General features: G+C 56.8%; 30 protein-coding genes. 17 read left to right on the forward strand and 13 right to left on the reverse strand.

The window, feature by feature from the left end:
- From ftsZ to tfrA, 8 genes are read left to right on the forward strand one after another with little or no spacing between them, the layout of a single operon-like run.
- Positions 1 to 1,224 (forward strand): cell division protein FtsZ, encoded by a 1,224-nt coding sequence (gene ftsZ, locus BW919_RS05095; protein WP_088335959.1) that lies wholly within the window; start codon positions 1 to 3, stop codon positions 1,222 to 1,224.
- Between the two features lie 16 nt (positions 1,225 to 1,240).
- Positions 1,241 to 1,426 (forward strand): protein translocase SEC61 complex subunit gamma, encoded by a 186-nt coding sequence (locus BW919_RS05100; protein ID WP_088335960.1) that lies wholly within the window; start codon positions 1,241 to 1,243, stop codon positions 1,424 to 1,426.
- A 22-nt stretch (positions 1,427 to 1,448) separates the two neighbouring features.
- Entirely contained in the window at positions 1,449 to 1,940 is a 492-nt protein-coding gene (locus BW919_RS05105) for a transcription elongation factor Spt5 (RefSeq protein ID WP_088335961.1), read from the forward strand.
- A 27-nt stretch (positions 1,941 to 1,967) separates the two neighbouring features.
- Complete coding sequence (locus BW919_RS05110; protein ID WP_088335962.1) at positions 1,968 to 2,465, forward strand: 50S ribosomal protein L11; 498 nt, start codon at positions 1,968 to 1,970, stop codon at positions 2,463 to 2,465.
- A gap of 13 nt (positions 2,466 to 2,478) precedes the next feature.
- Positions 2,479 to 3,123, forward strand: coding sequence for a 50S ribosomal protein L1 (locus BW919_RS05115; protein WP_088335963.1), 645 nt, complete (start codon positions 2,479 to 2,481; stop codon positions 3,121 to 3,123).
- A 13-nt stretch (positions 3,124 to 3,136) separates the two neighbouring features.
- Positions 3,137 to 4,192, forward strand: a complete 1,056-nt coding sequence (locus BW919_RS05120) for a 50S ribosomal protein L10 (protein WP_088335964.1) — start codon at positions 3,137 to 3,139, stop codon at positions 4,190 to 4,192.
- 22 nt (positions 4,193 to 4,214) lie between these two features.
- The gene (locus tag BW919_RS05125; RefSeq protein ID WP_088335965.1) at positions 4,215 to 4,757 is read left to right on the forward strand and encodes an NTPase; all 543 of its coding nucleotides are present in this window, start codon (positions 4,215 to 4,217) and stop codon (positions 4,755 to 4,757) included.
- A 5-nt stretch (positions 4,758 to 4,762) separates the two neighbouring features.
- The gene (gene tfrA / locus BW919_RS05130; RefSeq protein ID WP_088336502.1) at positions 4,763 to 6,433 is read left to right on the forward strand and encodes a fumarate reductase (CoM/CoB) subunit TfrA; all 1,671 of its coding nucleotides are present in this window, start codon (positions 4,763 to 4,765) and stop codon (positions 6,431 to 6,433) included.
- On the opposite strand, the gene BW919_RS05135 is transcribed toward tfrA, so the two are convergent.
- The 5 genes from BW919_RS05135 to BW919_RS05155 all read right to left on the reverse strand — a co-directional run bounded on the left by BW919_RS05135 (position 6,408) and on the right by BW919_RS05155 (position 11,782).
- The gene (locus tag BW919_RS05135; protein WP_198324570.1) at positions 6,408 to 7,985 is read right to left on the reverse strand and encodes an adenine deaminase C-terminal domain-containing protein; all 1,578 of its coding nucleotides are present in this window, start codon (positions 7,983 to 7,985) and stop codon (positions 6,408 to 6,410) included. The two genes, tfrA and BW919_RS05135, sit on opposite strands and share 26 nt — an antisense overlap.
- Positions 7,986 to 8,160: 175 nt before the next feature.
- Positions 8,161 to 9,288, reverse strand: coding sequence for a hypothetical protein (locus BW919_RS05140; protein ID WP_088335967.1), 1,128 nt, complete (start codon positions 9,286 to 9,288; stop codon positions 8,161 to 8,163).
- 140 nt (positions 9,289 to 9,428) lie between these two features.
- Entirely contained in the window at positions 9,429 to 10,433 is a 1,005-nt protein-coding gene (locus BW919_RS05145; RefSeq protein ID WP_088335968.1) for a hypothetical protein, read from the reverse strand.
- Between the two features lie 70 nt (positions 10,434 to 10,503).
- Positions 10,504 to 11,484 (reverse strand): ketol-acid reductoisomerase, encoded by a 981-nt coding sequence (ilvC, locus tag BW919_RS05150; protein ID WP_343224396.1) that lies wholly within the window; start codon positions 11,482 to 11,484, stop codon positions 10,504 to 10,506.
- Positions 11,485 to 11,497: 13 nt separating this feature from the next.
- Positions 11,498 to 11,782 carry a 50S ribosomal protein L14e gene (locus BW919_RS05155; RefSeq protein WP_088335970.1) on the reverse strand — a complete coding sequence of 95 codons (285 nt, stop codon included), beginning with the start codon at positions 11,780 to 11,782 and terminating at the stop codon, positions 11,498 to 11,500.
- 26 nt (positions 11,783 to 11,808) lie between these two features.
- Between BW919_RS05155 and BW919_RS05160 the strand changes: the two genes are divergently transcribed.
- Both BW919_RS05160 and BW919_RS05165 read left to right on the forward strand, forming a co-directional pair.
- Positions 11,809 to 13,311: a hypothetical protein gene (locus BW919_RS05160; RefSeq protein WP_088335971.1), complete on the forward strand. Its 1,503-nt coding sequence runs from the start codon at positions 11,809 to 11,811 to the stop codon at positions 13,309 to 13,311.
- Between the two features lie 11 nt (positions 13,312 to 13,322).
- Positions 13,323 to 15,779 (forward strand): DUF5814 domain-containing protein, encoded by a 2,457-nt coding sequence (locus tag BW919_RS05165; RefSeq protein WP_198324571.1) that lies wholly within the window; start codon positions 13,323 to 13,325, stop codon positions 15,777 to 15,779.
- Here BW919_RS05165 and BW919_RS05170 read toward each other — a convergent pair.
- Both BW919_RS05170 and BW919_RS05175 read right to left on the reverse strand, forming a co-directional pair.
- Positions 15,768 to 17,045, reverse strand: coding sequence for a hypothetical protein (locus tag BW919_RS05170; RefSeq protein ID WP_088335973.1), 1,278 nt, complete (start codon positions 17,043 to 17,045; stop codon positions 15,768 to 15,770). The two genes, BW919_RS05165 and BW919_RS05170, sit on opposite strands and share 12 nt — an antisense overlap.
- Complete coding sequence (locus tag BW919_RS05175) at positions 17,042 to 17,383, reverse strand: hypothetical protein (protein ID WP_088335974.1); 342 nt, start codon at positions 17,381 to 17,383, stop codon at positions 17,042 to 17,044. Before BW919_RS05175 ends, BW919_RS05170 begins: the two co-directional genes overlap by 4 nt.
- 44 nt (positions 17,384 to 17,427) lie before the next feature.
- Between BW919_RS05175 and BW919_RS05180 the strand changes: the two genes are divergently transcribed.
- Entirely contained in the window at positions 17,428 to 18,294 is an 867-nt protein-coding gene (locus tag BW919_RS05180) for a coenzyme F420-0:L-glutamate ligase (protein ID WP_088335975.1), read from the forward strand.
- Here BW919_RS05180 and BW919_RS05185 read toward each other — a convergent pair.
- Together BW919_RS05185 and BW919_RS05190 are read right to left on the reverse strand one after the other, a co-directional pair.
- Positions 18,284 to 18,880, reverse strand: coding sequence for a TATA-box-binding protein (locus tag BW919_RS05185; RefSeq protein WP_232452857.1), 597 nt, complete (start codon positions 18,878 to 18,880; stop codon positions 18,284 to 18,286). The two genes, BW919_RS05180 and BW919_RS05185, sit on opposite strands and share 11 nt — an antisense overlap.
- A complete protein-coding gene (locus tag BW919_RS05190; protein ID WP_232452958.1) occupies positions 18,864 to 19,823 on the reverse strand; it encodes an anhydro-N-acetylmuramic acid kinase in 960 nt (319 codons plus the stop codon). Before BW919_RS05190 ends, BW919_RS05185 begins: the two co-directional genes overlap by 17 nt.
- A 93-nt stretch (positions 19,824 to 19,916) precedes the next feature.
- Between BW919_RS05190 and BW919_RS05195 the strand changes: the two genes are divergently transcribed.
- Genes BW919_RS05195 through BW919_RS05210 form a run of 4 tightly spaced genes read left to right on the forward strand, consistent with a single transcriptional unit; the run spans position 19,917 to position 21,670 of the window.
- A complete protein-coding gene (locus tag BW919_RS05195) occupies positions 19,917 to 20,396 on the forward strand; it encodes a 50S ribosomal protein L22 (protein ID WP_088335977.1) in 480 nt (159 codons plus the stop codon).
- 13 nt (positions 20,397 to 20,409) lie between these two features.
- Positions 20,410 to 21,093 carry a 30S ribosomal protein S3 gene (locus tag BW919_RS05200; protein ID WP_088335978.1) on the forward strand — a complete coding sequence of 228 codons (684 nt, stop codon included), beginning with the start codon at positions 20,410 to 20,412 and terminating at the stop codon, positions 21,091 to 21,093.
- A 3-nt stretch (positions 21,094 to 21,096) separates the two neighbouring features.
- Positions 21,097 to 21,330: a 50S ribosomal protein L29 gene (gene rpmC / locus BW919_RS05205; RefSeq protein ID WP_198324572.1), complete on the forward strand. Its 234-nt coding sequence runs from the start codon at positions 21,097 to 21,099 to the stop codon at positions 21,328 to 21,330.
- Between the two features lie 19 nt (positions 21,331 to 21,349).
- Entirely contained in the window at positions 21,350 to 21,670 is a 321-nt protein-coding gene (locus BW919_RS05210; protein WP_088336504.1) for a translation initiation factor, read from the forward strand.
- Here BW919_RS05210 and BW919_RS05215 read toward each other — a convergent pair.
- On the reverse strand, positions 21,663 to 22,352 hold the full coding sequence (locus BW919_RS05215; RefSeq protein WP_157666076.1) for a methyltransferase: 690 nt from the start codon (positions 22,350 to 22,352) through the stop codon (positions 21,663 to 21,665). The two genes, BW919_RS05210 and BW919_RS05215, sit on opposite strands and share 8 nt — an antisense overlap.
- Positions 22,353 to 22,408: 56 nt before the next feature.
- On the opposite strand from BW919_RS05215, the gene BW919_RS08145 reads away from it, so the two are divergent.
- The gene (locus BW919_RS08145) at positions 22,409 to 22,594 is read left to right on the forward strand and encodes a hypothetical protein (RefSeq protein WP_157666077.1); all 186 of its coding nucleotides are present in this window, start codon (positions 22,409 to 22,411) and stop codon (positions 22,592 to 22,594) included.
- 28 nt (positions 22,595 to 22,622) lie between these two features.
- Here the strand turns inward: BW919_RS08145 and BW919_RS08185 are convergent, their stop codons facing one another.
- Genes BW919_RS08185 through BW919_RS05235 form a run of 3 tightly spaced genes read right to left on the reverse strand, consistent with a single transcriptional unit; the run spans position 22,623 to position 23,590 of the window.
- Complete coding sequence (locus BW919_RS08185) at positions 22,623 to 22,916, reverse strand: SPFH domain-containing protein (protein ID WP_157666078.1); 294 nt, start codon at positions 22,914 to 22,916, stop codon at positions 22,623 to 22,625.
- A complete protein-coding gene (locus tag BW919_RS08190; RefSeq protein WP_088335983.1) occupies positions 22,819 to 23,139 on the reverse strand; it encodes an SPFH domain-containing protein in 321 nt (106 codons plus the stop codon). The genes BW919_RS08185 and BW919_RS08190 overlap by 98 nt, the downstream gene beginning before the upstream one ends.
- Positions 23,045 to 23,590, reverse strand: a complete 546-nt coding sequence (locus BW919_RS05235) for an NfeD family protein (RefSeq protein WP_088335984.1) — start codon at positions 23,588 to 23,590, stop codon at positions 23,045 to 23,047. Before BW919_RS05235 ends, BW919_RS08190 begins: the two co-directional genes overlap by 95 nt.
- 59 nt (positions 23,591 to 23,649) lie before the next feature.
- Between BW919_RS05235 and BW919_RS05240 the strand changes: the two genes are divergently transcribed.
- Positions 23,650 to 24,954: an NAD(P)/FAD-dependent oxidoreductase gene (locus BW919_RS05240; RefSeq protein ID WP_088335985.1), complete on the forward strand. Its 1,305-nt coding sequence runs from the start codon at positions 23,650 to 23,652 to the stop codon at positions 24,952 to 24,954.
- Position 24,955 lies beyond the last annotated feature (1 nt).

Below are 24,955 nucleotides of genomic sequence, written 5' to 3' on the forward strand. Positions count from 1 at the left end.
TTGGAGCAGATAGTGAAGAACGCGCTGGAGCGCGTCGAACGAGAGCAAGGGGGCGACGACACGCCGTCGTCCCGGGGGACCGACGACGATCAGGAGTTGATGGAAGTCCTTGAGCGGGCCCGGGCCAGGATACTCGTAGTCGGCGTGGGGGGAGCTGGTAACAACACCGCGACTAGGCTCAAAGAGGAGGGTATCGGAGGCGCCGAAGTAATAGCGATCAACACCGACGCTCAGGACCTCGTTTCGTGTAAGGCCGACCGGAAAGTGCTCATCGGATACGAGCTGACCCGAGGGTTAGGTGCCGGTGGTGATCCGCGCGTCGGCGAAGAGGCGGCTAAGGAGGACATAGAGAAGATCAAAGAGGTCGTCGAGGGCGCCGACATGGTGTTCGTCACCTGCGGTCTCGGCGGCGGCACCGGCACGGGAGCGGCACCTGTCATCGCTGAAGTCACCCGCAAGGAGGGAGCGCTCACGATCGGTGTTGTCACTCTCCCGTTCTCGGTTGAAGGTAGGAGGAGGATAGAAAACGCCCTTGAGGGTTTGGAACGGTTGAGGCAAGTGGCCGATACGTGCATAGTCATTCCCAACGACCGCCTGCTGGAGATCGTCCCGGACCTCCCCATCGCGGCAGCTTTCAAGGTGGCGGATGAAGTCCTCATCAACGCCGTGAAAGGGATCACTGAGATGATCACACGACCCGGTCTCATGAACCTCGACTTCGCTGACGTGAGAGCTGTGATGGAGAACGGAGGTTTCGCCCTGATAGGCATAGGCGAAGCCGAGAACGATTCCGAATCCGGTAACAGGGCCGTTCAAGCCGTGGAGAACGCACTCAACAACCCGCTGGTCGACGTTGAAGTGAGCGGTGCTACCGGAGCCTTGGTCAACATTGTCGGTGGTAAGGACCTCACGCTTAAGGAGGCCGAGGAAGTCGTGGAGTTGGTAGCTTCGGAACTGTCGGAAGACGCCACGGTCATCTGGGGAGCTCAGATCGACGAGGACCTGAACGACGTGCTCCGCGTCACCGTAATAGTTACTGGGATCGAAGACGCTGACCTCGAGGCCATGTTCACAGGTCCGAAGCAGCCGAAACGTGCTGAAGTGAAGGAGATGACTGCCGAGTCTTCTCGACCCGAAAAAGTCCCGGAGGTGTCGAAAGGAGGTGCGGAATCGCCAGAAGGTGAGAAGCCGTCCTCACTCGAGGACCTGGAGAAGATCCTCTAAGGGGGGCCAAGATTCCGTGAGCACCTACGAAGAACTGATCTCCCTGTTACGGGACTGTAAGCGCGTCCTTCGAGCCGCCCGGAAGCCTACCTGGGATGAGTACGTAGAATCGGCTAAGATCGCTGGACTCGGCATCCTCATCGTAGGCGGAGTGGGGTTCCTGATCAGAATGATTGTGCAGTTGATCGAGCTCTACACGTGAGTGGTGAGTGGGGTAGTTTGAATTGGCCGAAACCGATTCGACGAAGCTCTACGCCGTCCGCGTGCAGGCGGGTCGAGAGGAGGCCACCGCTGACATGCTCGTGATGCGCGCTCGAAGGAAGGTCAAAGAGGAAGGTATCGAAACTGGTTTAAAGGCTGTAATAGCTCCCGAGGAGCTCCGAGGGTACGTAATCATCGAAGTCGAGGAGTTGACCGACGAGCTCAGGGATCTAATTCACGATCTTCCGGATACGCGCGGTATTGTTGAGAAACCTATGGATTTTGAGGAGATTGAACACTACTTCGCGCCTAAGCCCGAGGCCGTGGAAATCAGCGAAGGAGACGTCGTCGAGATACTCTCTGGACCCTTCAAGGGGGAGAAGGCACGGGTCGTCAGTGTGGATGAGTCACGTCATGAGATAACGGTTGAGCTGCTAGAGGCCCCCGTACCCATCCCCGTAACGGTAAAAATGGACGCCCTGCGGCTCCTGCGGGAGGAGGAGTACGAAGGGTGAAACTAACGAATTAGGGGTGTGGTAATAATGCCGAAGGAAGAGGTCGAAGTTCTCATCGAAGGAGGTAAAGCTGACCCTGGACCGCCGCTCGGACCCGCCCTAGGTCCGCTCGGTGTTAATATACAAGAAGTTGTTGAAGAGATTAATCGTAAGACGAAAGACTTCGAAGGTATGGAAGTGCCAGTTAAGATCATAGTTGACACTGAAACTAGGGAGTTCGAAGTGAAAGTTGGATCGCCTCCGACTTCCGCGATAATAAAGTCAGAACTTGGTATTGATAAGGGAGCGCATGAACCTAGACACGAAACAGTTGGCGACCTCTCGATGGAACAGGTGATAAAAATAGCGAAAATGAAGTTCGACGACCTACTGTCCTACGATTTGAAGACAGCGGTTAAAGAGATCCTAGGAACATGTGGGAGTATGGGAGTTACGGTTGAAGGAAAGGACCCAAAGGAGGTTCAGAAAGAAATCGACGAAGGAAAGTGGGATGACCTGTTCGAGAAGTACGAGGAGGAAGGGTAAGGGGTGAGTGGGAGTGGCGATTACCGAGGAAGACTTGATCGAACCGCTCCGGAAGGTAGTAGAGTACTCTCCACCCCGTCGGTTCCTCGAGACCGTAGACATGATCGTCAACGTGAAGGGAGTCGATCTCTCCGATCCTTCTCAGCGCATCGACAAAGAGGTCGTACTCCCTCACGGTCGCGGCAAGCCCGTGAACGTTTGTGTCATCGCGGAAGGTGAGATGGCCCGAGAAGCTGAGAAGGTCGGGGCGACGGTCATCAACCGCGAAAAGCTCGAGGAACTCGCGGAGAATGTACGCGAAGCCAAGAAGATTGCCCGACGCCACGAGTTCTTCTATGCCCAGGTGGATTTGATGCCGGACGTGGGTAGGGTTTTAGGACCCGTCCTCGGTCCCCGCGGCAAGATGGCCAAGCCAGTGCCACCTAACGCCGATATCCGTGCACTCATCGAGCGGGCCCACCGGACCGCCAGGGTACGGATGCGCGACCAGCCGGTCATTCACACGGTAATCGGTGCCAGGAACATGGAGCCGGAGCAGCTCGCCGAGAACGCTATGACGGTCCTCCGGGAGGTAACTTCCGAGCTCGAGAAGAGCTGGGCCCAGATAGACTCCGTGTACGTTAAAACCACGATGGGCCCGGCGGAGCGGGTGTACTGATGGGGGACTGTGCATGACCGTCAAAGCGAAGGGACAGCCGCCCTCCGGCTACGAGCCTAAGGTCGCGGAGTGGAAGAGGAGAGAAGTTGAGGAACTCAAAGAGCTGATGGATGAGTACGAGAACGTGGGCCTCGTCAGCCTCGAGGGAATCCCGGCACCACAACTGCAGGAGATCAGGGCTAAGCTCCGCGAGCGTGATACCATCATCAGGATGTCTAGGAACACCCTGATGCGAATCGCACTTGAGGAAAAACTTGACGAGCGACCCGAACTGGAGCCACTACTGGATTACATCGAGGGTCCTGTGGCGTTTATCTTCACGAATTTCGATCCATTCAAGCTGTACAAGCTTCTGGAGGAGAGCAAAGCCTCAGCGCCCGCTAAGCCAGGTGACATCGCTCCAGAGGATATCGTCGTACCGGAAGGCCCCACACCGTTTGAACCCGGACCGATCGTAAGCGAGCTCCAGCAGGCCGGTCTACCGGCTCAGATCCAGGACGGAAAGGTAGTCATCACTAAGGATACTGTGTTGGTCAAGGAGGGGGAGGAAATAGACGAGAAGACAGCTGAGATCCTTAAGAAGCTCGAAATCGAGCCGATGGAGGTAGGAGTCGATATCGTAGCGATCGTAGCCGAAGGGACGCTCTTCGAGCGCGACGACCTCGCGATCGACTTCAACGAGTACGAAGACATGGTCAAGGAAGCCGCGCAGCACGCGTTTAACCTGTCGATCAACGCGGCTATACCGACGGCGGAGACTGCGGACGTTATCGTCTCGAAGGCGCACGCGGAGGCGCTCAACCTGGCAGTCAACGCGGGAGTGCCAGTACCGGATGAAACGGTCATGGGATGTATCCTGGCCAAGGCTCACGGAGAGATGCTGGCATTGGCGGGAGCTATCGCCGAGGTGGACGAAGAAGCCCTCGACGAAGAGTTATTAGAGATGGTGAGCCGATCAGCCGAAGCGGTCGAGCGGGAGGAAGAGGAAGAAGAGGAAACCGAAGAGGAAGAAGTGGAAGAAGAGGAGGAAGAAGAGGCGGCAGCAGGTCTCGGAGCCCTATTCGGTTAACCGACCACGGGGGCCCTATTTCCTGCCTCATAACGTCGTTCTTACCGGTCGTCCCGGTATTGGCAAGACCACGGTTTGTCTCAAAGTTCGTAACGTTCTAGAGGAGAAGGGCTATACCGTCGGTGGAATCTATTGCCCCGAGATCAGGGAGAGTGGTCGACGGATAGGCTTCGAGATCGTCGACCTCACCGAGGGTGACCGATACCTACTTGCGAGAGAAGGAGCTTCGGGGCCCAGAGTCGGCCGCTATGGGGTTTTCATAGATAACCTCGAACGGGCCGCCGAATCCATCGAACGTGCCGTGGAAGGGACCGACGTTGTGATCGTCGACGAGGTCGGCCCCATGGAGCTCAAGTCGAACACGTTCGTAGGCGCCGTGAGACGGGCGGCCGACGCGCATACACCCGCGATCTTCGTAGTGCATGAACGATCTCGACATCCTGTCGTAGTGGATCTTAGGGAGAAACGCACCGACGTCGTGCGTTTTCGGGTCACGCTCTCCAACAGGGGTGAGTTACCCGACAGAATTCTCGAGTACATGCTTGAGTGGTTGAGGGAGAGGTGATCGTCTTGGAACATCTGGAGTGTGATGTGCTCGTGATCGGAGGTGGCGGCGCGGCCGCCCGTGCGGCGATCGAGGCCGCCAAAAAGGGTCTGAACGTAGTAATCGTTTCCAAAGGTGCCATGGGTAGGAGCGGATGCACTGTTATGGCGGAAGGGGGCTACAACGCTGTCTTACGCACAACCGACCCGGATGACTCCTTCGACGCTCACTTCCGCGACACCGTCGAGGGGGGTGCCTACCTCAACGATCAGGACATGGTGGAAATCCTCGTACGGGAAGCACCTAAGCGCTTACTCGACCTGGAGAATTTCGGAGCCGTATTTGACCGTAACGAGGACGGCACCCTGGCCCAGCGCCCTTTCGGTGGTCAATCTAAGCCCCGTACTTGCTACGCCGGTGACCGTACTGGACACGAGATAATGATGGCGTTGCTAGACGAAGTTCGCCGCCTCGACGGTATCACCGTTCTGGAACGCACGATGGGGTACGGACTGATTCGGGATCACGACGGAAAGGTAGTGGGCGCGGTATGCGTGGACCTTCAAACCGAGGACGCCATCGTCATCACGGCCTACGCCACTGTTCTAGCCACAGGGGGCGCGGGTCAACTCTACCCAGTCACCACGAACCCTGTCCACAAAACTGGTGATGGGTACGCTATGGCCCTACGCGCCGGTTGTCCGCTCATTGATATGGAAATGGTTCAGTTTCATCCCACTGGAATGGTGTATCCCGATAGTGTTCGCGGAGTCCTGGTTACGGAAGCCGTTAGGGGTGAGGGAGGACGACTTTACAATGCCAGAGGCGAGCGTTTCATGAAGCGCTACGATCCTGAAAGAATGGAGTTGGCGACACGTGACGTCGTAGCTCGAGCTATTTACAAAGAGATCAAAGAGGGACGTGGGACAGAGCACGGCGGAGTCTATCTGGACGTCACTCACCTGCCCGATGAGGTGATAGAAGGGAGGCTTGAAACCACGTTCAAGCAGTTTCTGCGCGTGGGCGTGGACATTCGAAACGAGCCCATGGAAGTGGCCCCCACGGCCCATCATTTCATGGGAGGAATCCCGATCGGCACTGACGGGAAGACGCCGATCCCGGGTCTCTTCGCGTGTGGTGAGGTGACGGGAGGCATCCACGGAGCGAACCGACTCGGCGGAAACGCCCTGGCCGATACACAGGTTTTCGGGTGCCGTGCCGGGAGGGCTGCCGCCGAACTCGCTCTGAAGTTAAGGAGACGAGGTCGTAGGATACAGGTGCGCGAGACCGACGCACCGGCTGTGGAGTCCGAGATCTGGTCAACCATCGGTCAAGAGGATACTATTCTAGTGCGCGAGAAACTCCGGAAGACGATGTGGGAGCACGTGGGTCTGGAGAGGTCCGAGAAAGGTCTTAAGACGGCGATCAAAATCCTTAACGAGCTTAAGGAGACCGTGGAGTCCGGTCTAGACGATGAATACGGATTACGACCGGTCTTAGAGGTGCGCAACATGGTAGAGGTGGCGATCGCCGTCGCGCGGTCCGCCCTCTACCGGACCGAGAGCCGTGGAGCTCACTACCGCTCGGATTATCCAGAACGCGATGACGAACGGTGGCTCTGTCACACGGTCTACAAGCCCGACGGATCTCTGACCACCCGTCCAGTTAAGATCACTCGACTGGATCCCCGTCGATGATTACGTCGACGAAGCGGATCTCGTCCGGCTCCACCTTTACTAACCCTCGATCCGTGAGCCTCAGTTCCGGTATAACCGGAAGGGTCACAAAAGAGAGAGCCTGGAACGGGTCCCAATCGACACCAGAACTAGATCTAATCAACTCAAGCACGTCCTCGTAGGATTTCTTCACCTCCTCAGGATCTGAGGAACTCATCAACCCAGCCACATCTAGTCGTACGAACTCGGCTCGGTCTCCCGCGACGGCTCCTACGCACCCTCCCACTTCGGAGACGAGCTGCAGAGCCTTACGCACGTCATCGAGGCGTCTACCCGCGACCACCACGTTGTGTGAGTCGTGAGCTACCGTGGACACCAGGGCGCAGCCGAGCTCCTCGAACCCTTCTACGAACCCTATCGACCAGCTGCCCTGCCCGTATCGGTCCGACACGACCAGAAACGCCACGTCGTCGTCTTTCACTACACCGTCCTCGACGGTAACCTCTCGTACGATCTCTTCCGTGCGGATGGAACCTCTCACAAGTCCGATGCACCTCACCTCGTATTTTCCGTCCTGAAACGACACCTTCCTAGGGTCGACGGAGAGTTCGACGTCGGGTAATTCAGCCTCCGCGTCTCGGAACCGGACATGTTCCGAACGTTTGCCACCGATCCACACGTCCGTGAGTTCCATGCTCTCGTCGAGGTCTTCGACCACCACTATGTCGGCGTGGAACCCGGGTGCCAAACGTCCTGATCGTAAGCCATAACACAGTGACGGATTCAACGTGACCGTGCTGAGGGACTCCAACGGATCGAAACCAGCCTCGATTGCACGCCCCACCATTTTCCGGAGTGATATTTCGTCCATGTCCTTAATGTGCAGATCGTCGGTGACGAAGCACACACCACGGAGATCCTCTAACGTCTCCAGTGCTACTTCCAAGTCCTTCGAAGATGAGCCCTGTCGGACGAAGGTCCAGATCCCGAGCTCCCGCCTTGAAATGAATTCTTCCGCCGTCGAGCACTCGTGATCTGTCTCAGGGCCGGCCGCGAAGTATCGCATCGCTTCGAACCCTGTGAGGCCTGGGGCGTGTCCGTCTACCGTTAGGCCGTACAGATTCTTCAGCCCGATGAACTCGTCCTTTTCTCCCTCCATGACTCCAGCGACGTCCATCAACTCTCCTACGGAAACTACCATCGGATGGCTCGCAAACCTTCGAGCCACGTCGACCGTAATCTCGCCTTCCACAGTTTCATAGGGAGGTCCTAGTGCCGGGACGCACGACGGTAGCGCGATATAGAACTTAAACGGTAGTGCCTCTTCCGCTGTCTTGACGGCCCATTCAAGTCCGAGCTCGCCTGAGACGTTCACGACCTCGTGAGGGTCCCAAACGACGGCCGTAGTACCTTCACGTACTACGATCTCGGCGTATCGGGCCGGCCTCAGTCCGGAACTTTCCACGTGGACATGAGCGTCCACGAACCCAGGGCAGATGATCCCGTCGACGTCGATAACATCGGCGTGCTCGGGTTCATCTCGCGTCACTCCGAGCAACCTACCTCCGTCCAATATCACATACCCGGTTCTAATTTCCGAGAACCAAGGGTCGACGAATCGACCTTGGAAAGCTCGCGACTCGTTTCCCCCCGCGAGTACAGCGGGGAGGTAGGCGCGCGGGATCACGGTTGGGCCACCGACGGCCCTCTCACCCGCGCACCTGTAGCCCGGCGGAGCCCACGCGGGATCATCCTCGGGATTCCCGCGTCCCCCGCGCCGGTTCGACCGGGCCATGGTGCTCGGTAGGGAATGAGGCATATGAACTTACCGCTAGTTTCCTCAGATTCCGAATGTACAGGCAGGAAGTCACCAGAAAGTGGTATAGGATCGAAGTTTCTAGTAAGTGCCTCGCGGCGGCGTTTCCCATAGAGAGATCGGTGGTAGGTGGTGGGATGAACAACTCTCTGATATCGTACCGGCGCCCGTCCTCCGCGTTGTAGTACTCCTTCGTAGTTGCTATGGACACCGCTGAGGCGGTGAGAAAGTAAGCGGCCGTCGAGAGAACCATAGCCCCTTGCTTCCACGATATCAGGCACACCATCGGACACCCGACAGCCCAGTAGTTCGGGTTCACCACTTTGGAGAACGCTAACAACGCTAGTCCGATGCACCCGGCCGCGAGTTCTGGGTTCCCTCGCGTTGCCAGTGGGGCGACGACGGAGAGCATCCCGACGGCGTCTTCGAGCCCTGGATGCCATGTTACTAGGGTCCAAATGGAACAGTTCTGAGGAGGACGTTTAGCCTGAAAGATTACGACATCGTAGATGAAGTCCCAACCGTTAGCGACGAGGTAGGGTCCGCATATTAGTACGGAAGCTAGGAGAAACGTGGGGATCGATTGCCGCCGGAGGAACGGAAGGGCGACTATACCTGCAGTTGGTTTCATCCATAACGCCGTCGCTGCGCACAAGCCGGCCAGCTTACCTTCACATACTGCGGTTGCCAGCGCCGGTACCATCGAGATAGTGTCCAGTTGCCAGAACACACACGGATACGCCATCGAGGCGGCGGCTATTAATATCCCAACTTTTCCAACCCCGGCCCACCGAATCAGGTAAATACACACTATGGCGCCGAGCCATGTCGGCATCTTCCACAACACTCGGAACTCCCAAGTGTGAGGGCTAAGCCCCAGCATGTTGGTGCCGACGTACCACACGAGGGCGGGTAACAGCGATCCTAGCGGGGGATAATGGACGTCAGTCGCCGAGTAATACGAGAGGGGATGGCTGCACACGACAGGGCACCAGCGCATCCACTTCTCGAAGTCCGGCGCGTAGACTACCGTCAACAACCACCATAGCATATCCTTCATTCCGCCACCTCCGGATCAGCAGCTCGTGCCTCATCCGGCTCGGCGAAGGCCAGAATCATCATCCCTCGAGTAAAACCATGTAAGAATTGTTATGATTTCGATAACAATTCCGGCTTGGGGGCGTAAGAAAATGTGGTGGTTTAGGCGAGGTACCCCGCTATCGGCGAGGCCAGCATCGTCAGCAGCTGGTCCAGAGCCTTGACCACTGGCGCCACGATCTGCGCTGCGGTCGCTACGCCCTTGTCGGCCAAGTATCCCAGCACCGTACTTACAGTCGGTAGCGCTAGGCCGATCGCGCTGGCCACTGATACCTCGGCCGTACCTCCTAGCCCTAGATCTTCCGCAATGTCTACGATCAAGTCACTGAACGGGCTGCCCACCATGTACAGCAGCGGCGCCACCACCGCGCCCGCCATAGTGCCCACGTCGAGCATCGACAGCGTGTTCGGCATCACGTTGTGGTCTAGACCCCAACCCGCCAGCAGGTCGGTTGCCAGCACCATCGCCGGTAGAACGGCGCCTACGTCGTTCTCAGCGAACTCCCTGAGTCCTAGGTCGTCCAGGAAGTTCTGTAGGTCCGTCTTGTAGCCTAGCATGTCGCTGAGCGGGTATCCCATGAACGGGTCCAGTAGCATCAGCGCTGGCACCGCTAGCAGTAGGTCCTTGACCACGGCTCCCGCCAAGTGTGTCGGGATTACCGGCTTCGGAGCTACTACGGTCACCTCGACGCTCTGCGTGGCAGTTCCACCGGTGATCCCGTACTGCGGTAGGTCCGGGAACTTCGCGGTCACGGTGATCGTGTGCTTACCTTCGGTTAGTTTCAGGGTCGCGCTCACGGTCCGGGTGTCTCCGAGCTTGTACGGCGGGTTGATCGTCCTCGTGTCGACTACCTGCCCGTCGACCGCGAACGTCACCGTGGTTGGAGTGCGCTTGATCGTGTACGGGTAGTTACCAGTCCATGTGATTGTGGCCGTCACGGTTACATCGGCGGTCGTCTGATTCCTCTCCAGCTGCACTTGAGTTGGCGCCTCTACGGACTGGATTTGCGGCTTGATGGTGTACTTACCTGGGTAGGCTTTGGCTTCGGCGCCGCCTACTAGGGCGACGGCCAGCGCCACGGCCAGCGCCAGAAGCACACGTTTCACGGCGGTTTCACCCCTGCCACCGGTATGAACGGGACGTTATATTACCTTTTTGGGAATTTCCGATATGGACTTAGTCCTCAAACCCCATCATCTTCCTCAATCGCTCACCTACCTTCTCTATTTCGTGGTTCTCTATCTTCTCCCGGAGACGCTTCATGACGATACGACCGGACTCGTTTTCGAGCGTCCACTCGCGGGCGAATTCGCCACTCTGGATTTCCTCCAGCACCTTCCTCATCTCACCCTTGTCGATGATCCGTTTACCTCTGGTGAGCCCTCCGTATTCGGCGGTGTTGGAGACGTTATCGAGCATCCCACTGAGGCCTTTCTCGTAAATCAGGTCGACGATGAGCTTCAGCTCGTGTAACGTCTCGAAGTAGGCGACCTCGGGTTGGTAACCCGCTTCGACCAGGGTCTCGAACGCGTAGAGGATCATGTACAGGACTCCGCCGACGAGATCTACCTGCTCGCCGAAGAGGTCGGTCTCCACCTCCTCCCGGAACGTCGTCTTAATCACGCCGGCGCGGGTGAACCCCATCGCCTTGGCCATTGCGAGGGCTAGGTCCATCGCCTCACCGGTGTAGTCTTGATGTACTGCTACTAGGGCCGGAGTACCGAACCCCTCGGTGTACAGCTTGCGTACCATATGTCCCGGCCCTTTCGGGGCCACCAGGATAACATCGACGTACTCCGGAGGCTCGATGAGACCGTAGTGGATGTTGTAGGCGTGGCTGAAGCTGAGCACGTTTCCCTTCTCCATGTTGTCATGGATGTGCTCACGGTAAACCTGCGGCTGTACCTCATCGGGTACCAGTATGTGAACCACGTCGCCTGCCTCGGCGGCTTCCGAGATCGGTAGCACTTCGAAACCGTCCTTCTTGGCTCGCTCCCAAGACGGTCCTCCCTCACGTACGCCGATGATAACGTCTATACCGGAGTCTCGGAGGTTCTTCGCTTGGGCCTTACCCTGCGATCCGTATCCGATCACAGCAACCGTTTTGTCCTCGAGGGGTTCGAGAGAGGCGTCCTCATCGCCGTAGATCTTGGCCACCATATGGCCCCCCTCACGATCCACTCACTATGCCTTCCTTCATGATGTCCAGGAGGCCGGCTTCATCCAGCGCTTCCTTGACCTCCTCGTCGGACGCGCCCCGGTCGATGTCGACTTTCTCTGGTGTCGGTTCCAGGTGCTTGATGTTACAGCGGCGACGCTTGACACCTGTCACGTCCTTAGGTCCTGTGATAATCACGAAATTCTCATCAACGATGTCCACTACGACGCAGTACCTGCCCGCCTCTCTACCCGCAGTTTTCACGCAGATCCTTCCCACCTCGATAGGCGCCGGCACGCAGATCACCCCGGGGAGTTCGTCGATTGGCGACAGTAGCAATGAAGATGCTGATCGCGGTCGCCTTAATCGCCGGCTTAACAATATTATCCTTGTGCGGATACGAATCGGTCGCAAAAGCTCCCACGTGGAAGGACGCAGAGCGCGCCTTGTATCACTACGGCTTATGCTTGGTACTGTCAGCGTGTTCGATTCGGCGGGTTCCAGGGTACTCGTCCGTGAACATCCTACTACATGGGTACTCCGGGACGTCTCCTTCTCCGGTTCCACTTCGGTGGTGGCTCGCATGGCAGGCGGCCAAAATAGTCGGCCTCTCCACACTGCTTTCTGGGTTTCCAGCCCTGGAGGTGTTGAGATGGGTACTCTCCGGCGATCCGAGCCGATGGGTGCTCGCCGCGGCGGTACTGTTCGGGCCTGTTTTTAAGGTCCGAGTGTTCATGAGTGTGATGTCTCAATTAGCCGTTACCATACTTGACGTCTCCGAGTATCGAGTCGACAAGAGACTCCTACAGTCCGCCTTGGTTTCTCACGGACTACGCACTACCTCGTTGCTCCTCGTATACTTAGTCGTCGTGTTGATCACGTACCCCGTTATCTCATTGTGTCTTCTTCCAATGATCATCACACTAAGCTGGATCGTCTGGTACCTACACAAGATGTCGCGTCTGCCGTGGAAGGATCACACCCAGGTGTGTCGAGTGCTCAAAAACCGTCTCAAGCCCATCTTATTGAGTTCCCTACTACTATGCTCCGTGACCTTCACCTTAGGCCTAACTACGGATCACTTCACTAACGTCAGCATCCGGGTCTGGGAGTACGTCTCGGGAGAGCACGTCAGACAAGTCCACACTCTCGTACCCGCGGTGCTCTTGGATCAAACCTCGCTGCGGCGAATCGCAGAGACACACCGAGCGGATACGTCCTTCCTAACCCTGGACGTATTGCAGGATAGAGTGATCGTACTCGTAGGTGAGGGAGATGATCAGGCTATCGCTATAGATCCGAGAACCGGCAGATCTTTGGGATCACGGAAGTTACCACCTGAACTTCGCGAGTCGAGCGTCGGGGCTCTAACCGAGGACCTGGAGTACGCTTATCCGTATTTCCGGGCTGGATTGCCCGTACTGTACTCCGGTAAGCTGACGATATCCGGATGGGTCGTCGCCGACGTTTGGATACCGTTCGCCGGCTATACCCTGATGATCCCCGAAATCACGTTAGAGGTTCGGAATAAGAGGTTCAAACCCACCGAAGCTCCGGCGTTCCCCGGCGTTGATTGGGGCGTCACTTGGTACCCCGCACGTCTGGACGGTCGGATTGTTCCCGTGGTGATCCCCTCGACGATCTGCTTCACTAGTTCAATCAGAGTGCCCGGAAGCCTCGTAATACCTCTGCATGGGCCTACCGCGGTTCGAGTATGGCTTCACCAGCCCTGTTTCATCGAGATCGAGCGTGGTCGTGTATACGTATTGAGACCGGAGTACTATCCGGATGGTACCTTGATGAAAGTCGAGAAAATCCGAGCGTAGGGGAAACGAACGTGATAATCGCAGTGTTCACGGAGTACAAGGGTGGAAAGCTTAGGTTCGTGTTAGCAGAGGGTGATCCGGAGGACGGTGCCGAGATATCGATCGAGGGTCACTTGGAGCTCTCCGGAAGCGGTGAACCCGTTCGGGGAGTTTTGGAAGGAGAACCAACGCCACCCGCCCGCGTGTTAAACGAGCTACGGAAAGCGGATATGAAAATCGCCCTCCCCGACGTTGCGAAGGTGGCCGGTCGAGTTATGGGGGAGAAAACTGAGGTTAGGGAACTCTGTCGGAGATGCCTCGCGTCCGATCGAGTGACCGTGTTGAGGGACGGGTACTGGTTCGGTGACGTCGAGGTGTGCGAGCGTTGCGCCCGTGAAATTCTGGAAGAGGAGTTGAGGTTCCGAGTACCCGGCTTTTCCCAGACCCTTCTCGAAAAGCTCGAGAGATTCTTACATGAGCTCCGTGACATAGATCGTGTCGTTGAGATGGTGGACCCGACGTTCGATCCCGCCGAGGGAGAGGATAAAACGCGATGGGAGGTGGTGGAGGCCGAAGACGAGGAGGAACACCGCCTCCCACTGACCGAGCTCGACATCCCGGAGGAGCTGCGTCGAGTTCTCGAAAGGATCGGGTATCAGGAGCTAACCCCGGTCCAGACGAAATGCGTTGAGCGAGGACTCCTCGAAGGTCAGAATCTGCTGGTAGTCTCTCCCACGGGTTCCGGTAAGACGCTGGTGGCGGAGCTCGCCGGACTCACCGAAGTCCTCCGAGAAGGTCGTAAGATGGTTTACCTGGCGCCGCTGGTGGCCCTGGCGAACCAGAAGCACCGGGAATTCATGAAAAAGTACGGACGACCACTAGGGATAGGAGTCAGACTACAGGTCGGCGCGGCGAGATTGAAGGAGTTTTCCGGACCTGAACGTGGTCCGTCGCCACCTAACGCCGACATCATAGTCGGCACCTACGAGGGATTCGACTTCCTCCTCCGAACTGGGACCATAGACCCTGACGATATCGGCGTCGTAGTCATCGATGAGATACATACGCTGGCCGACGAGAGAGGTCCACGCCTTGACGGTCTTATATGCAGGCTTAAGACACTGACCGATGCACAGTTGTTGGGCCTCTCGGCTACCGTGGGGAACCCAGAAGAACTCGCCGAGTACTTGGATGCTGAACCGATAGTTCACAACCGCCGCCCTGTACCCCTAGAGTACCACCTCGTGATCAATCAGGATCGTCGACAGAAGTGGGATAGAATCGCCAGACTCATGGAGTCTGAATGGGAGACCGAGTATTCCACGGGGTATAGGGGTCAGACTATCGTCTTCACGTATTCGCGCAGAAACACCCATCGATTGGCTGATTTCCTCAGCGAGAGAACGGGACTAGATGTCGCCCCTTATCACGCGGGACTTCCCTACGACCGACGCCGCTCCATCGAACGTGCTTTCGAACGCGGTGAACTAGCCGCAGTCGTGACCACGGCAGCCCTTGGGGCCGGCGTGGATTTCCCGGCTTCGCAAGTTATCTTTGAGAGCCTGGCTATGGGCATCGAATGGCTCACACCGCGCGAATTCCATCAGATGGCTGGTCGTGCGGGCCGACCCGGATACCACGACCGTGGTAAGGTCGTTCTGATGGTCGAGCCGGGTCGCCGTTACCACCGTTCCCAAAGTGAGACCGAGGATAAGGTAGCCTTCACACTCCTCGAGTCCGAACCGGAACCCGTAGAAGTCGAGTACGACGATGAGGACGAGAGAGAGCAAGTGCTCGCACACCTCGTCAGCGGAGCGGTGAAGTCTCCGGGCGAGCTCGAGCGCGTATGTGACGAATCACTGGGCTTCGCTGGGGATCCGATGCTTAGGATGAAAGAGCTTCGGGAGATGGGTTTTGTCGAAGGGTTCGAGCCTACAAATAAAGGTCGTGTCGCGGCCCGCTATTTCACGGGTCCCAAGACCGTCCACGAGCTGTCCGCCAGGGCGGGCTCGGATCCACTTAGGGCGGTCGTCTCGGTACGTCCGTTCGAAAGGTTCCAACTGTCACCGTCAGTCAAGCGTGCGGTGGAAAGGGCCACCCGCATGTCAATTCCATCGAGACTGGACGACGCTCTGAGCGTGATACACTCGGAACGGAAGGAGGTGATCGAAAGGCTTCCGCCGAAGGAGAAGCAGAGGTTGGTCTCGCTGATGAAGGAGTTGGATTGTGGATGTAATGCCTTCCCTCACTGCGAGCACGTCAGCCAGCGCGCGTCGGAGCTCGCGCTGAAGGTGCGACTCGAAGGGAAATCCGTGTACGCCATCCCCAGGGTCCTGGAGGACAGATACGGAATAACGGCGTACCCTACCGACATCGCGGACTGGTTGGAGGAGGTCGTGCGGCTCCTTGAATGTGCCAGTGAGATAGCGGGAGAGCCGGGTATGGCGGCGGCTGCTGAGGCACTGGCCGATCCGTGGTCAGAACGGTAGCGGTGGTGGTCCGACCCTACCTTGCTGCAGCACATTAAGCGCTCGTCTCAGTTCTTCCTGTGGCTCTACTGGACTTGGTACGGAGACACCGAAGCTACGAGCCATCAGGGCTAACTTCGACAGCCTTTGAATCAACTTGTTGAACGAGTTGACGGTACCCATCATCGAGATAATAGTCATCATCGCACCCATCACCCGAACTACAGGTTCATATCTGGCAACGATACCATTAATAGTCGAAATAATTTCAGACTTTAAGTCCTTTAGAACTCTCTCTACGCTCTCCTTGGAAAGCCCTAAATCGGTGGCCTTCTCGGCTATAGGTCTCAAGGCGTTTATCGTACTGTCCACGATAGCTTCTGCGGTTTCCTGAACGAACTTCGTGGGATTCATAACGGCCTTGAGCCCAAGCATGGCGTCATTGATTTTGTTTACGATCTCTCGTACATCCGATAGAATCCCGAACACGTCCGGAACCATTGGTGTTAACAATGCTTCAACCCATCGCTTTATGCCACTGGACGGGCTGATGCCTAGGTATCGGGAGATTGAGTTACAGACGTCTGATAACATCAGGACCACAGGGTTCGTTCTTATCCCGTTGAGAAACGTCGCCACCGCGCTCGCTACTTCGAGCTTCTCGTCTTGTTGGATTTGTGCACCGTATCCCACGATCTGTATGAACGAGTCGATCAGTGGTACGACGTCATCCGCGTCCACAGGTTCCGACCGCAGCTTAGCGATAAGCTTGCAGGCCTGCGTCATGTAGTTCTTGAGAGCGTCTGGCGGTACGTTCAAGTTCGCGGCTACAGGTTGCAGCATCGATTGTAACGCGAAATTCATACCGACGGTCACTGCGGCGTCGAGGCAAACTCCAGTCCAATACGTGAACGACGACAACTTCCCGTACGTGGTGTTGAACTCGTACGCCAGATAGTAACGTATCGGCGCGTTATAATCCACCGCGGCAGCCAACGCCAGTGCTTCTACTCCCAGTTGGGTGAGGTCAGCACCCACCTCCTGAGCGCTTGGACTGGGGATCATGCAGAGGGTTGCTCCCACCGCGATGTAACTGAGTGCTTTAGGTACTACTTGATGGAGCAAGGTTCCCGACGCTTGCAGCGTCTGCCCAGGTTGTGTCACTCCTTCTTGCGAGGTCCCCGCCGGCTTCGCTACAGCCGTCCCTTCCGTCACCTCCGTCGCCGCTGCGGGGGTCGTGATGAGCGCCGCCAGTACCAACAATAGGGATATTGCCGGCCCCCTCACGACCCCCCACCCTCCCTAAGAATACTTAGTAGTCTACGCATGAAGTCCACCGTCCGCTCGCCTTCGACCTTAATACGTCCCTTCACCCGGGTGTCGAGGACCCTCTTCTCGAACTCCAGCGTGAATCCAGTGTCTTGGAACTCACCCGATGCACTGATCTCGTACCGATCCTTCTCGTCCCGCACCCTGAAACTATACGAATCGCCTTCGAGTTTGGCTTCGGTTTCTACGTTTCGGATTAAATCCAGAGCTTTCAACACTAGCTCTTCGGTTACCTGGAAACCGAGTTCGACCACCTTTTCGGGCGTTAAGTACTTCTTCGCGAGCCTGTCGATCAAGTGTCGCAACCCCCACGTAACGAAGTCGTCGGTGGTCGCCGATAATGTCCGACGCCCAATACAGGTTGATCCCAGTTAAAAGCCGTTACTGGAAGGTGGGATCAGGCACCGTCGGGAACGCGTTGGAAGCGTTACGTGGGATCGAACTTAAGGACGGGGACGTCCTGCTATTGTCGGAGAAGGCTGTGGCCGTCGCCGAGGGCGAGCTCATTGACGAGCGCGGGTACGAACCGGGCGTACTGGCACGACTCTTGGTAGTACTGTGGATGAGGATATTTTGGGGCAGGATCCTAGGACCCTTGTTAGGCCCTCTCATGGATCCTCCGATGCGTACGGAAACGATCGAGAACTTGCGTAACTATCCGTTGAAGGACGGATCCCGGCACAAGCAAATGATCCTAGAGGAGTTCGGTCTGCTGCATGCTTTAGAACCTGCGTCCGAGGCGGGTTGTGATGTCGGGAACGTGCCTGGATACTACGCGGCCCCGGTCCCCAAGTCCGCGGATCGAGTGGCGAGGGAACTCCGCGAGGAACTCCGCCGTCGTCGGGACGTCGACGTGTCAGTTGTCGTCGGCGATACGGACAAAACGTATGAAATTCTCGGAATACTGTTCACCACGGTGGCGAGGGCTCATCCAGACATCGTTGCGGGTACCGGGGTAATCGGTTTTCTAGTGGGTAGGTTACTGGCCAAGACTGTTGGCCCGACCCCCATCGCTATAGCAGGGAATGTTTCGGTGCGGGAGGCCATCAAGTTACTGGATATGGCCGAAGACGTGCGGACGAAGGGGGCGGGCAGGACGGTCTATGACGCTTTGGAAGAAGTGGGCGATCTCGAATCGCTGGATGAAGAGTTCCTGAACGGATTCGATCACGTCCCGATAGTGATAGCTCGGCCCATCACCCCGTAAGTTTCAGCCCGTACTTCTCGATCTTCTCCGCGATCTTCTTCACGGCTTTCTCAGGTTCCTCTTCGGTCTTAGCCCCCGTACATACGGCCTTACCGGAGTAGAACAGGAGCATCGCCACCGTGGGTTCCTTCAGTCTCAGCACCAGCCCTGGGAACTGCTCCGGTTCGTACTCGATCCCTTCGACGTCCTCGTCTCCCACCAAGACTTCCGCGATCGTGTCCAGGTCCAGTGGTACGTGGAAATCGATCGACGCTACTATGTTCTGGATCTCCACTTCGGGTTCTCCGTGGAACTTCACCCCGCACTTCTTCTCCAGGTCTTCCCTAACCCTCTCGACGCTTTTGTAAATCTGCTCCCTATTCTTAGCACCAGTGCACACCATTTTCCCGGATCTGAAGATCAATACCACGGTACCGATGTCTTCGAGCCTGTACACGAGTCCCGGAAACTGTTCCGGTTCGTATTCCCCACGTAATATCACGGAGCACTCGTCCAAGTTCACTTCCCCTTTGAGGTCGACGGATGCTACGATGTTCTGGATCTCCACTTCTGGCTCTGGTACACCCTCCTCACGCCTTTCCGCCACGTCCGACTCCCCCCTCACACGGTAATGCCGGAACGGGTTCTCCTTCCAGGTACCGGAAGCCTAGGAGGCATAAGCCTCGAACTTCCAACTCTTCACCGGCGAAGATCGAGACGTCTCCCTCCCAAAGCTCCGACACCCTCCGCTTTAAGAGTTCGTTTTTAACACCACCCCCGGAGAGAATCAGCAAGTTCATGCCGTACTGTGCCGCGTTAGTGACGATAGTCTCTGCTACGATCTCTACCAGGGTACGGAGTACGTCTTCGACTGGCGCTTCGGCATCTCGAATATGGCTTCTCAGGACTCGTTCTTGTTCCGGCGGAACTGGGGCTAGGCTACCTCTCACACGCCCGAAGACGGGTTTCCCGTCGACGTCGACACTTTTCAACTCCCTTCGAAGGTCCTCGTCGACTTTTCCCTCAGCGGCTTTCCTGCCACCTTCATCGTATTCCTTCCCTAATAGCTCACGTGCGGCCAAGTCGAGCGGGAACGTGCCGACGCCGACCACGGCTTCCTCGAAGTCTGGTCTTCCGTCCTTGATCGGAGTCACTACAGCCATTGCTCCTACGTCCACATGTACGCAGTTCGGATACTCCTCCGCGACGCAGTACGGTGCACCTACCGCGTCCCCGTCAGGTGCCCCCCAGGGGTCCCCGTACACTGCCAGCGTCGGTACACCCGTCTTTTGATGGATCATGGGTCCGAGGATCAGTCCGAGTTCATCGACGATAGTCCCCACAACCACGAGGTCTGGATCAACGCGCTGCACACGCTCGATTACTCTGGGGGCTATCTCCTTCCGCAGTGCACGTCGGCTCTCCTCCAGCGTGAACACGCACGAGATCTTGCCGAAAACCCCTTCCTCCCGCACTACGATCTCCCAATCCCCATCTTCATTCATAACACAGTAATCTGTCCCAGTGTTCCCAAGCTGAATCCCAAGCACACGCGTCAATGTCGACCCCCCGACCGTCTCCCGATGACGATTTAAGAGCACCCGGGCGCCGGCGGTGAATCCGGAAACGGGGGGTACTGGATTATGCCGAAGACCAAGCACTGGCACTACTCAATCCCACCGGAAGAGCTTGACGATGAACGGACCGCGAAGGCCTTCATACGAGAGTTGAGGATCTCTCCGAAGCACGCACGTGAAATATGCCGGGCAATCCGTGGGATGCCCTTAGACAGGGCCAAAGAGTTCCTACGTCGAGTGATCAGGAAGGAGGAAGCTGTACCGTTCAGGAAACACAAGAAGAAGGTGCCGCACCGTCGGCAGATACGGCCCGGATGGGATGCTGGTCGATTCCCTGAGAAAGCAGCTCGTGAGATCCTACGCGTCCTAGATCACGCGGAAGCTAACGCCGAGTACAAGGGGTTAGACACGGACCGCTTGTACATAAAGCACATAGCGGCGCACAAGGGTAGGGTGATCCGAGGTTGGATACCGCGCGCCTTCGGTCGCGCGACTCCGTTTAATACTCCGACGACTCACATCGAGGTGATCCTGGAGGAGCGGTGAGGGGACAGTATCCATGGTTATGTACGGCGAGAACGTGCCCGTGCACAAGAAGTTCGTGCAGTATGGAATGCTTAAGACTGAGCTGGATGAATATCTAGAACAGGAACTAAACCGTGCCGGCTACGGTGGGATGAGACTACAGCGCGTACCCAACGCCACTAAGATCATCGCCTACGTCGAGAGACCCGCTATCGCGATCGGTCGCCGTGGTCGCAACATTCGGCGGGTGGAAGAGGAGGTTCAGGAGAGGTTTCCCCTTTTAGGTCGAGTGTCGATCGAAGTGAAGGAGCTACCGAGTCCGGAGTTGAACCCACGCGTGGTGGCCAGGCGTCTAGCTTCGGCACTTGAGCGCGGTATCCACTTCCGCCGTGCCGCATACGGTGCGCTACGTCGCATCATGAATGCTGGAGCTAAGGGTGCAATGATAATCCTATCCGGTAAGCTCATCGGTGCTCGCGCTAGGACGGAGAAATTCGTGGAGGGAGCCGTGAAGTACTGTGGTGAGCCAGGTGATGAGTACATGATCGAAGGTTACGTACAGGCAGTGACTAAGCCAGGTGCCATCGGTGTGACAGTTCGAATCATGCCGCCCGACGTCGAACTGCCGGACGAGCTGGAGATCAGACCACCGGAGGAGGTCGAGGACGAGCTGAAGGAACTCATCGTCAAGTCAGAGGACGAAGCTGAGGGGGCGTAAATGTTGGGTAAGTTTAAGCTAAGACCCGACGAAATCAGGGAAATGACACCCGAGGAGCGACGGGAAAAACTCAAAGAGCTCAAGGCGGAGTTACTTCGGGAGATGACTTCGAAATCGATCTCAGGGGTTCCGGACAACCCTGGCAGGGTAAAAGAAATAAAGAAGAACATCGCAAGAATACTGACGATAGAGAGGGAAGAAGAGTTACGCAAGATCCGTGAGGAGGAAAAGGGTTAGAGGGGAACTCGAAGTAGAGATGCAGGAAGACGACATCTGTCCGGTTTGCGGTCTTCCCAAGGAACTTTGCGTATGTGAGGAAGTCTCCAAGGAGACAGTTGAGAAGATCAAAATATACGCTGAACAGGTCCGGCCAGGTAAGGTAGTGACTATCATAGAGGGCTTAGATGGCGCCGGTATCGACTTGCAAGAACTAGCCAGTAAGCTCAAGCGTGAGTGCGCCTGCGGGGGTACAGCCAAGGAAGGTAAGATAATCTTGCAAGGGGACCATCGTAACAAGGTCCGAGAATTCTTGATTAAGAAGGAAGGATTCTCAGAGGATGCCATCGAAGTCACGTGATCCCCATCAAAAATGCCCTTCTGCCAGATACCTCTTCTGGGAACGCCACTCCTACGTGGACTTGGTACCCGTGTTCTTCCAGGAACTTCCCCCTCATTCTACACACTTCAAGCTGATACTCGACAGGACCCTCCGCTTTCTTGAGTAACTTACGGACTCTCTCTACACACTCATCTACACCGAGTTCCTCCACGATCACGCGGGGGCTGGCCCTACCGTAGCAGCAAGGTACAACGAGCACTAGGTGTGCGTCCGAGTCCACGGCCAGCTCGAGGAGCCTGTCCGTGAGCGTACCGCACAGGTGTAACCCCACGACGACATCGGGGTCGTTCGGAAGACCATGCTTCGCTGCCTCGTGAAGGTCGTTGACTTCGAATTCCAGGTTGTCGAGTCCCACTGACTCGACGTAGCGCTCAAGCTCCGTCCAAGTCTTGAACTCCTTGATGTCGAACCCGAGCACGTCACAGGATGGAGAAGAAACCGCGAGTGCTGTCGTCAGTGTCCCGCGGCCGCATCCGCAATCTACTACCGTGTCCACTGGTCTTAGCCTCGAGCATAGCAGCGTTAGCATAGCTTCAATTTGCTTCTTCTTCCTCCATGCGTCTCGACCGGACCTCGGAAACGCACATCTCGGTAGATACAAACAGCTCATGCCGTGGGGGGTTCGATACCTTAACTCCAAGACCTCTTCCCCCACCCCCAGACCCTGTGGAATTAGTCGGCAAGAGGTTCAGAGTAGTGAGGGCGAACTCCCGGACTTACCTGGGGATATCAGGCCGCGTGGTCGGCTTCACCAAGAACTGCCTGGTCTACGATGACGGTAGCGGTGATCAGAAAATACTCCCTCTTCGCCACATCGTGTTGGAGGTGGAAGGACTGCGCGTGGATGGCCGTGTGTTACTCATGCTTCTTCAAGAGATTTAACAGTTGATCGGTACTGGAATTACTATGGTTACGTTCTCTTCCGCCGAGGACTTCGGAGAGTGTCTGAAGTAGTCTCAGTAATCGCCCGTCTTATCTCCTCGGGTAATATCACGTCGCGGATCTCGACACCGGTGACGTGGATTCCCCATCCCTCCGTCTTCTCGTCTACGATCTCCCGAATACGTTCGCTCAGCTCCTCCCGCTTCGCTAAAATATCGTCCAAGTCAACTTCGCCGAGCACAGATCTCAGTGTGGTTTGCGCCAAGTTGAACACTGCTTCTCCGTAATCCTCGACGTTCATCACGGCGGAGGCAGGATCCACCACCCGATAATATATGACAGCGTCGACCTTGATCGATATCCTTGGTAATAACCTCCTGGGCCGGTATGTTCTGTGTAACGACCCGAAGATCGACCTTGATCATCTTGTCGATGAACGGAACGATGAAGTTAAGACCTGGTCCCCTGATCCCGATGTACCGCTCGAGTCGCAGGAGCACGCCTCGCTCGTACTGATTCACTATCCGAACCGAAACCGCCAGCACGAGAAGGGCCAGTACTCCTCCAACTACTATCGATACGACGCTCCCCGATTTTCTTCGGCTTAACCACGAGTTTATTGCCTTTTACATCCAGTACGACCACTCGCTCCCCCTGCCGTAACTTGGTCTTAGAGACTGCTCTCCATGGTTCTCCACGTACTTTCACCAATAGTGGGTCCTTTCGGATTACGATGCCTTCCTCCCCTTTGAGCTCCCTGACGCTCTTCAGAAGAACGTTGTCGCTTTCTTCCGTTCGCCTCAGAACCGCCGCCACCTGCATGAGGAGGACGAACACGCCGGGTGGAAGTGCGGCAACCAGATATTCCGTCCCTATCAGGTACGCTCCGACCCACGCGCATACTATCCCTACCGCGGCCACTATACCGGTGTTAAGTACGCAATCTAGAACTACCAGCACCACGCCCGAAATGAGGAGACAGAGCTCTTGAGACAAGGTGTCTACCCTTCCGGAACTATTCTTCAGATCACGTGATATTCGAGCGGGGGAGCCACGTGGACGTAGTGATCGGCGCGGGACCTGCCGGCCGCACCTACGCTATGATCCTCGCCGAAGCTGGGCGCGAAGTGTTGCTGCTTGACAGAAACGGAGAGGAAGGAATCGGTGGTAAATGCCTGAACGAGGCATGTGTCGTACTCGGCGCGTTGATCGAAGCCGCTAGACTCGTCGTGTGGGCGAAGCTCGGTATTCCGGGAGTGGAGTTGGACGTCGGGGACACCGACTTCAGGCGTCTAACACGGTCCATAAGAAAAGTCGTAGAGGCCATACGACAACGGCTGATCAAAGAGACCAAGAGAACCGGTGTTGAGATTCGTCGGGCTGAAGCAGTGAAGGTGGACGAATCGCTCAACGTCCACACCAAAGACGGTGACGTTCTCGAAGCCGATAGAGTGCTGATAGCCACTGGTTCCCGACCGGCGATTCCCGAAGTAGAAGGGATGGATTCGGACGCCGTATTCACTTTTCGGGAAATTTTGGAAATGGAAGTGCCCTCGGAGCTCTGCGTAGTCGGTGGAGGCGCGACGGCCCTTGAATCCGCCTTCGCTTTCGCTGCTCTCGGGTCCGAAGTAGTTCTGGCATACAGGTCTAGGATACTACCGAATGCTCCGGAGGAAGTACGTCGAGAGATCCTCAAGGATCTGGAGCTCGTAGGTGTCAATGCCGTCTGCGCGGGAGAACTTAGGGCGATTCGGGAGACTTCCAGTGGTGTGGAATGTAGGTTTGAGCGCGGAGCCACCGTGGCGGATGCAGTCCTACTCGCCACCGGCCTCGAACCCAACTCTGATGTTGCTGCCAACTCCGGACTTCCCTTACGGAAGGACGGGTCCGTCGTGGTGGATGATAGTATGAGAACGCCACGTGATGGGGTCTACGCTGCAGGTGACGTGACAGGACCTCCATACCTGACTCCCGTTGCTCGGTACGAGGGAACGGTTGCCGCACTGAACGCGCTAGGCAAGGACGTCCGACGGGAGAATCCTCTAGCTCCTCGTGTGATCAGACTCTTCCGAGACTTCGGCCGACTGGAACTGAGGGGGATCGACTGGGAAGGCTCGCTCCCTGCACCGGTGGGTGGACCCGCGTTTTGGATGCTTCATCATGGTATCGGTGGTAAGATGGTGTGCAGGAAGCGCGGAGTTACCACCGAGGCGTTCATTGTAGCACCCAGAATCGCACCGATGCTCCCGTACCCGTGCTGTGTGGAGCCTGACTGGCGGTTGATCGAGGTTCATCCTACTCCGGATCCTATGATTGGACTGCTCAAGCAGCTGGGGCTCCGTAGGACGCTCGGTGAATGAG

Source organism: Methanopyrus sp. KOL6 (assembly GCF_002201915.1).
Taxonomy (GTDB): Archaea; JAADCQ01; Methanopyri; order Methanopyrales; family Methanopyraceae; genus Methanopyrus.

Excerpts from the sequence above, each read along its gene's own strand:
- BW919_RS05110 (WP_088335962.1), top strand. The coding sequence starts at position 1,968 with ATGCCGAAGGAAGAGGTCGAAGTTCTCATCGAAGGAGGTAAAGCTGAC.
- BW919_RS05120 (WP_088335964.1), top strand. The coding sequence starts at position 3,137 with ATGACCGTCAAAGCGAAGGGACAGCCGCCCTCCGGCTACGAGCCTAAG.
- BW919_RS05140 (WP_088335967.1), bottom strand. The coding sequence starts at position 9,288 with ATGAAGGATATGCTATGGTGGTTGTTGACGGTAGTCTACGCGCCGGAC.
- BW919_RS05180 (WP_088335975.1), top strand. The coding sequence starts at position 17,428 with ATGTCCGACGCCCAATACAGGTTGATCCCAGTTAAAAGCCGTTACTGG.
- BW919_RS05195 (WP_088335977.1), top strand. The coding sequence starts at position 19,917 with ATGCCGAAGACCAAGCACTGGCACTACTCAATCCCACCGGAAGAGCTT.
- BW919_RS05200 (WP_088335978.1), top strand. The coding sequence starts at position 20,410 with ATGGTTATGTACGGCGAGAACGTGCCCGTGCACAAGAAGTTCGTGCAG.
- BW919_RS05210 (WP_088336504.1), top strand. The coding sequence starts at position 21,350 with ATGCAGGAAGACGACATCTGTCCGGTTTGCGGTCTTCCCAAGGAACTT.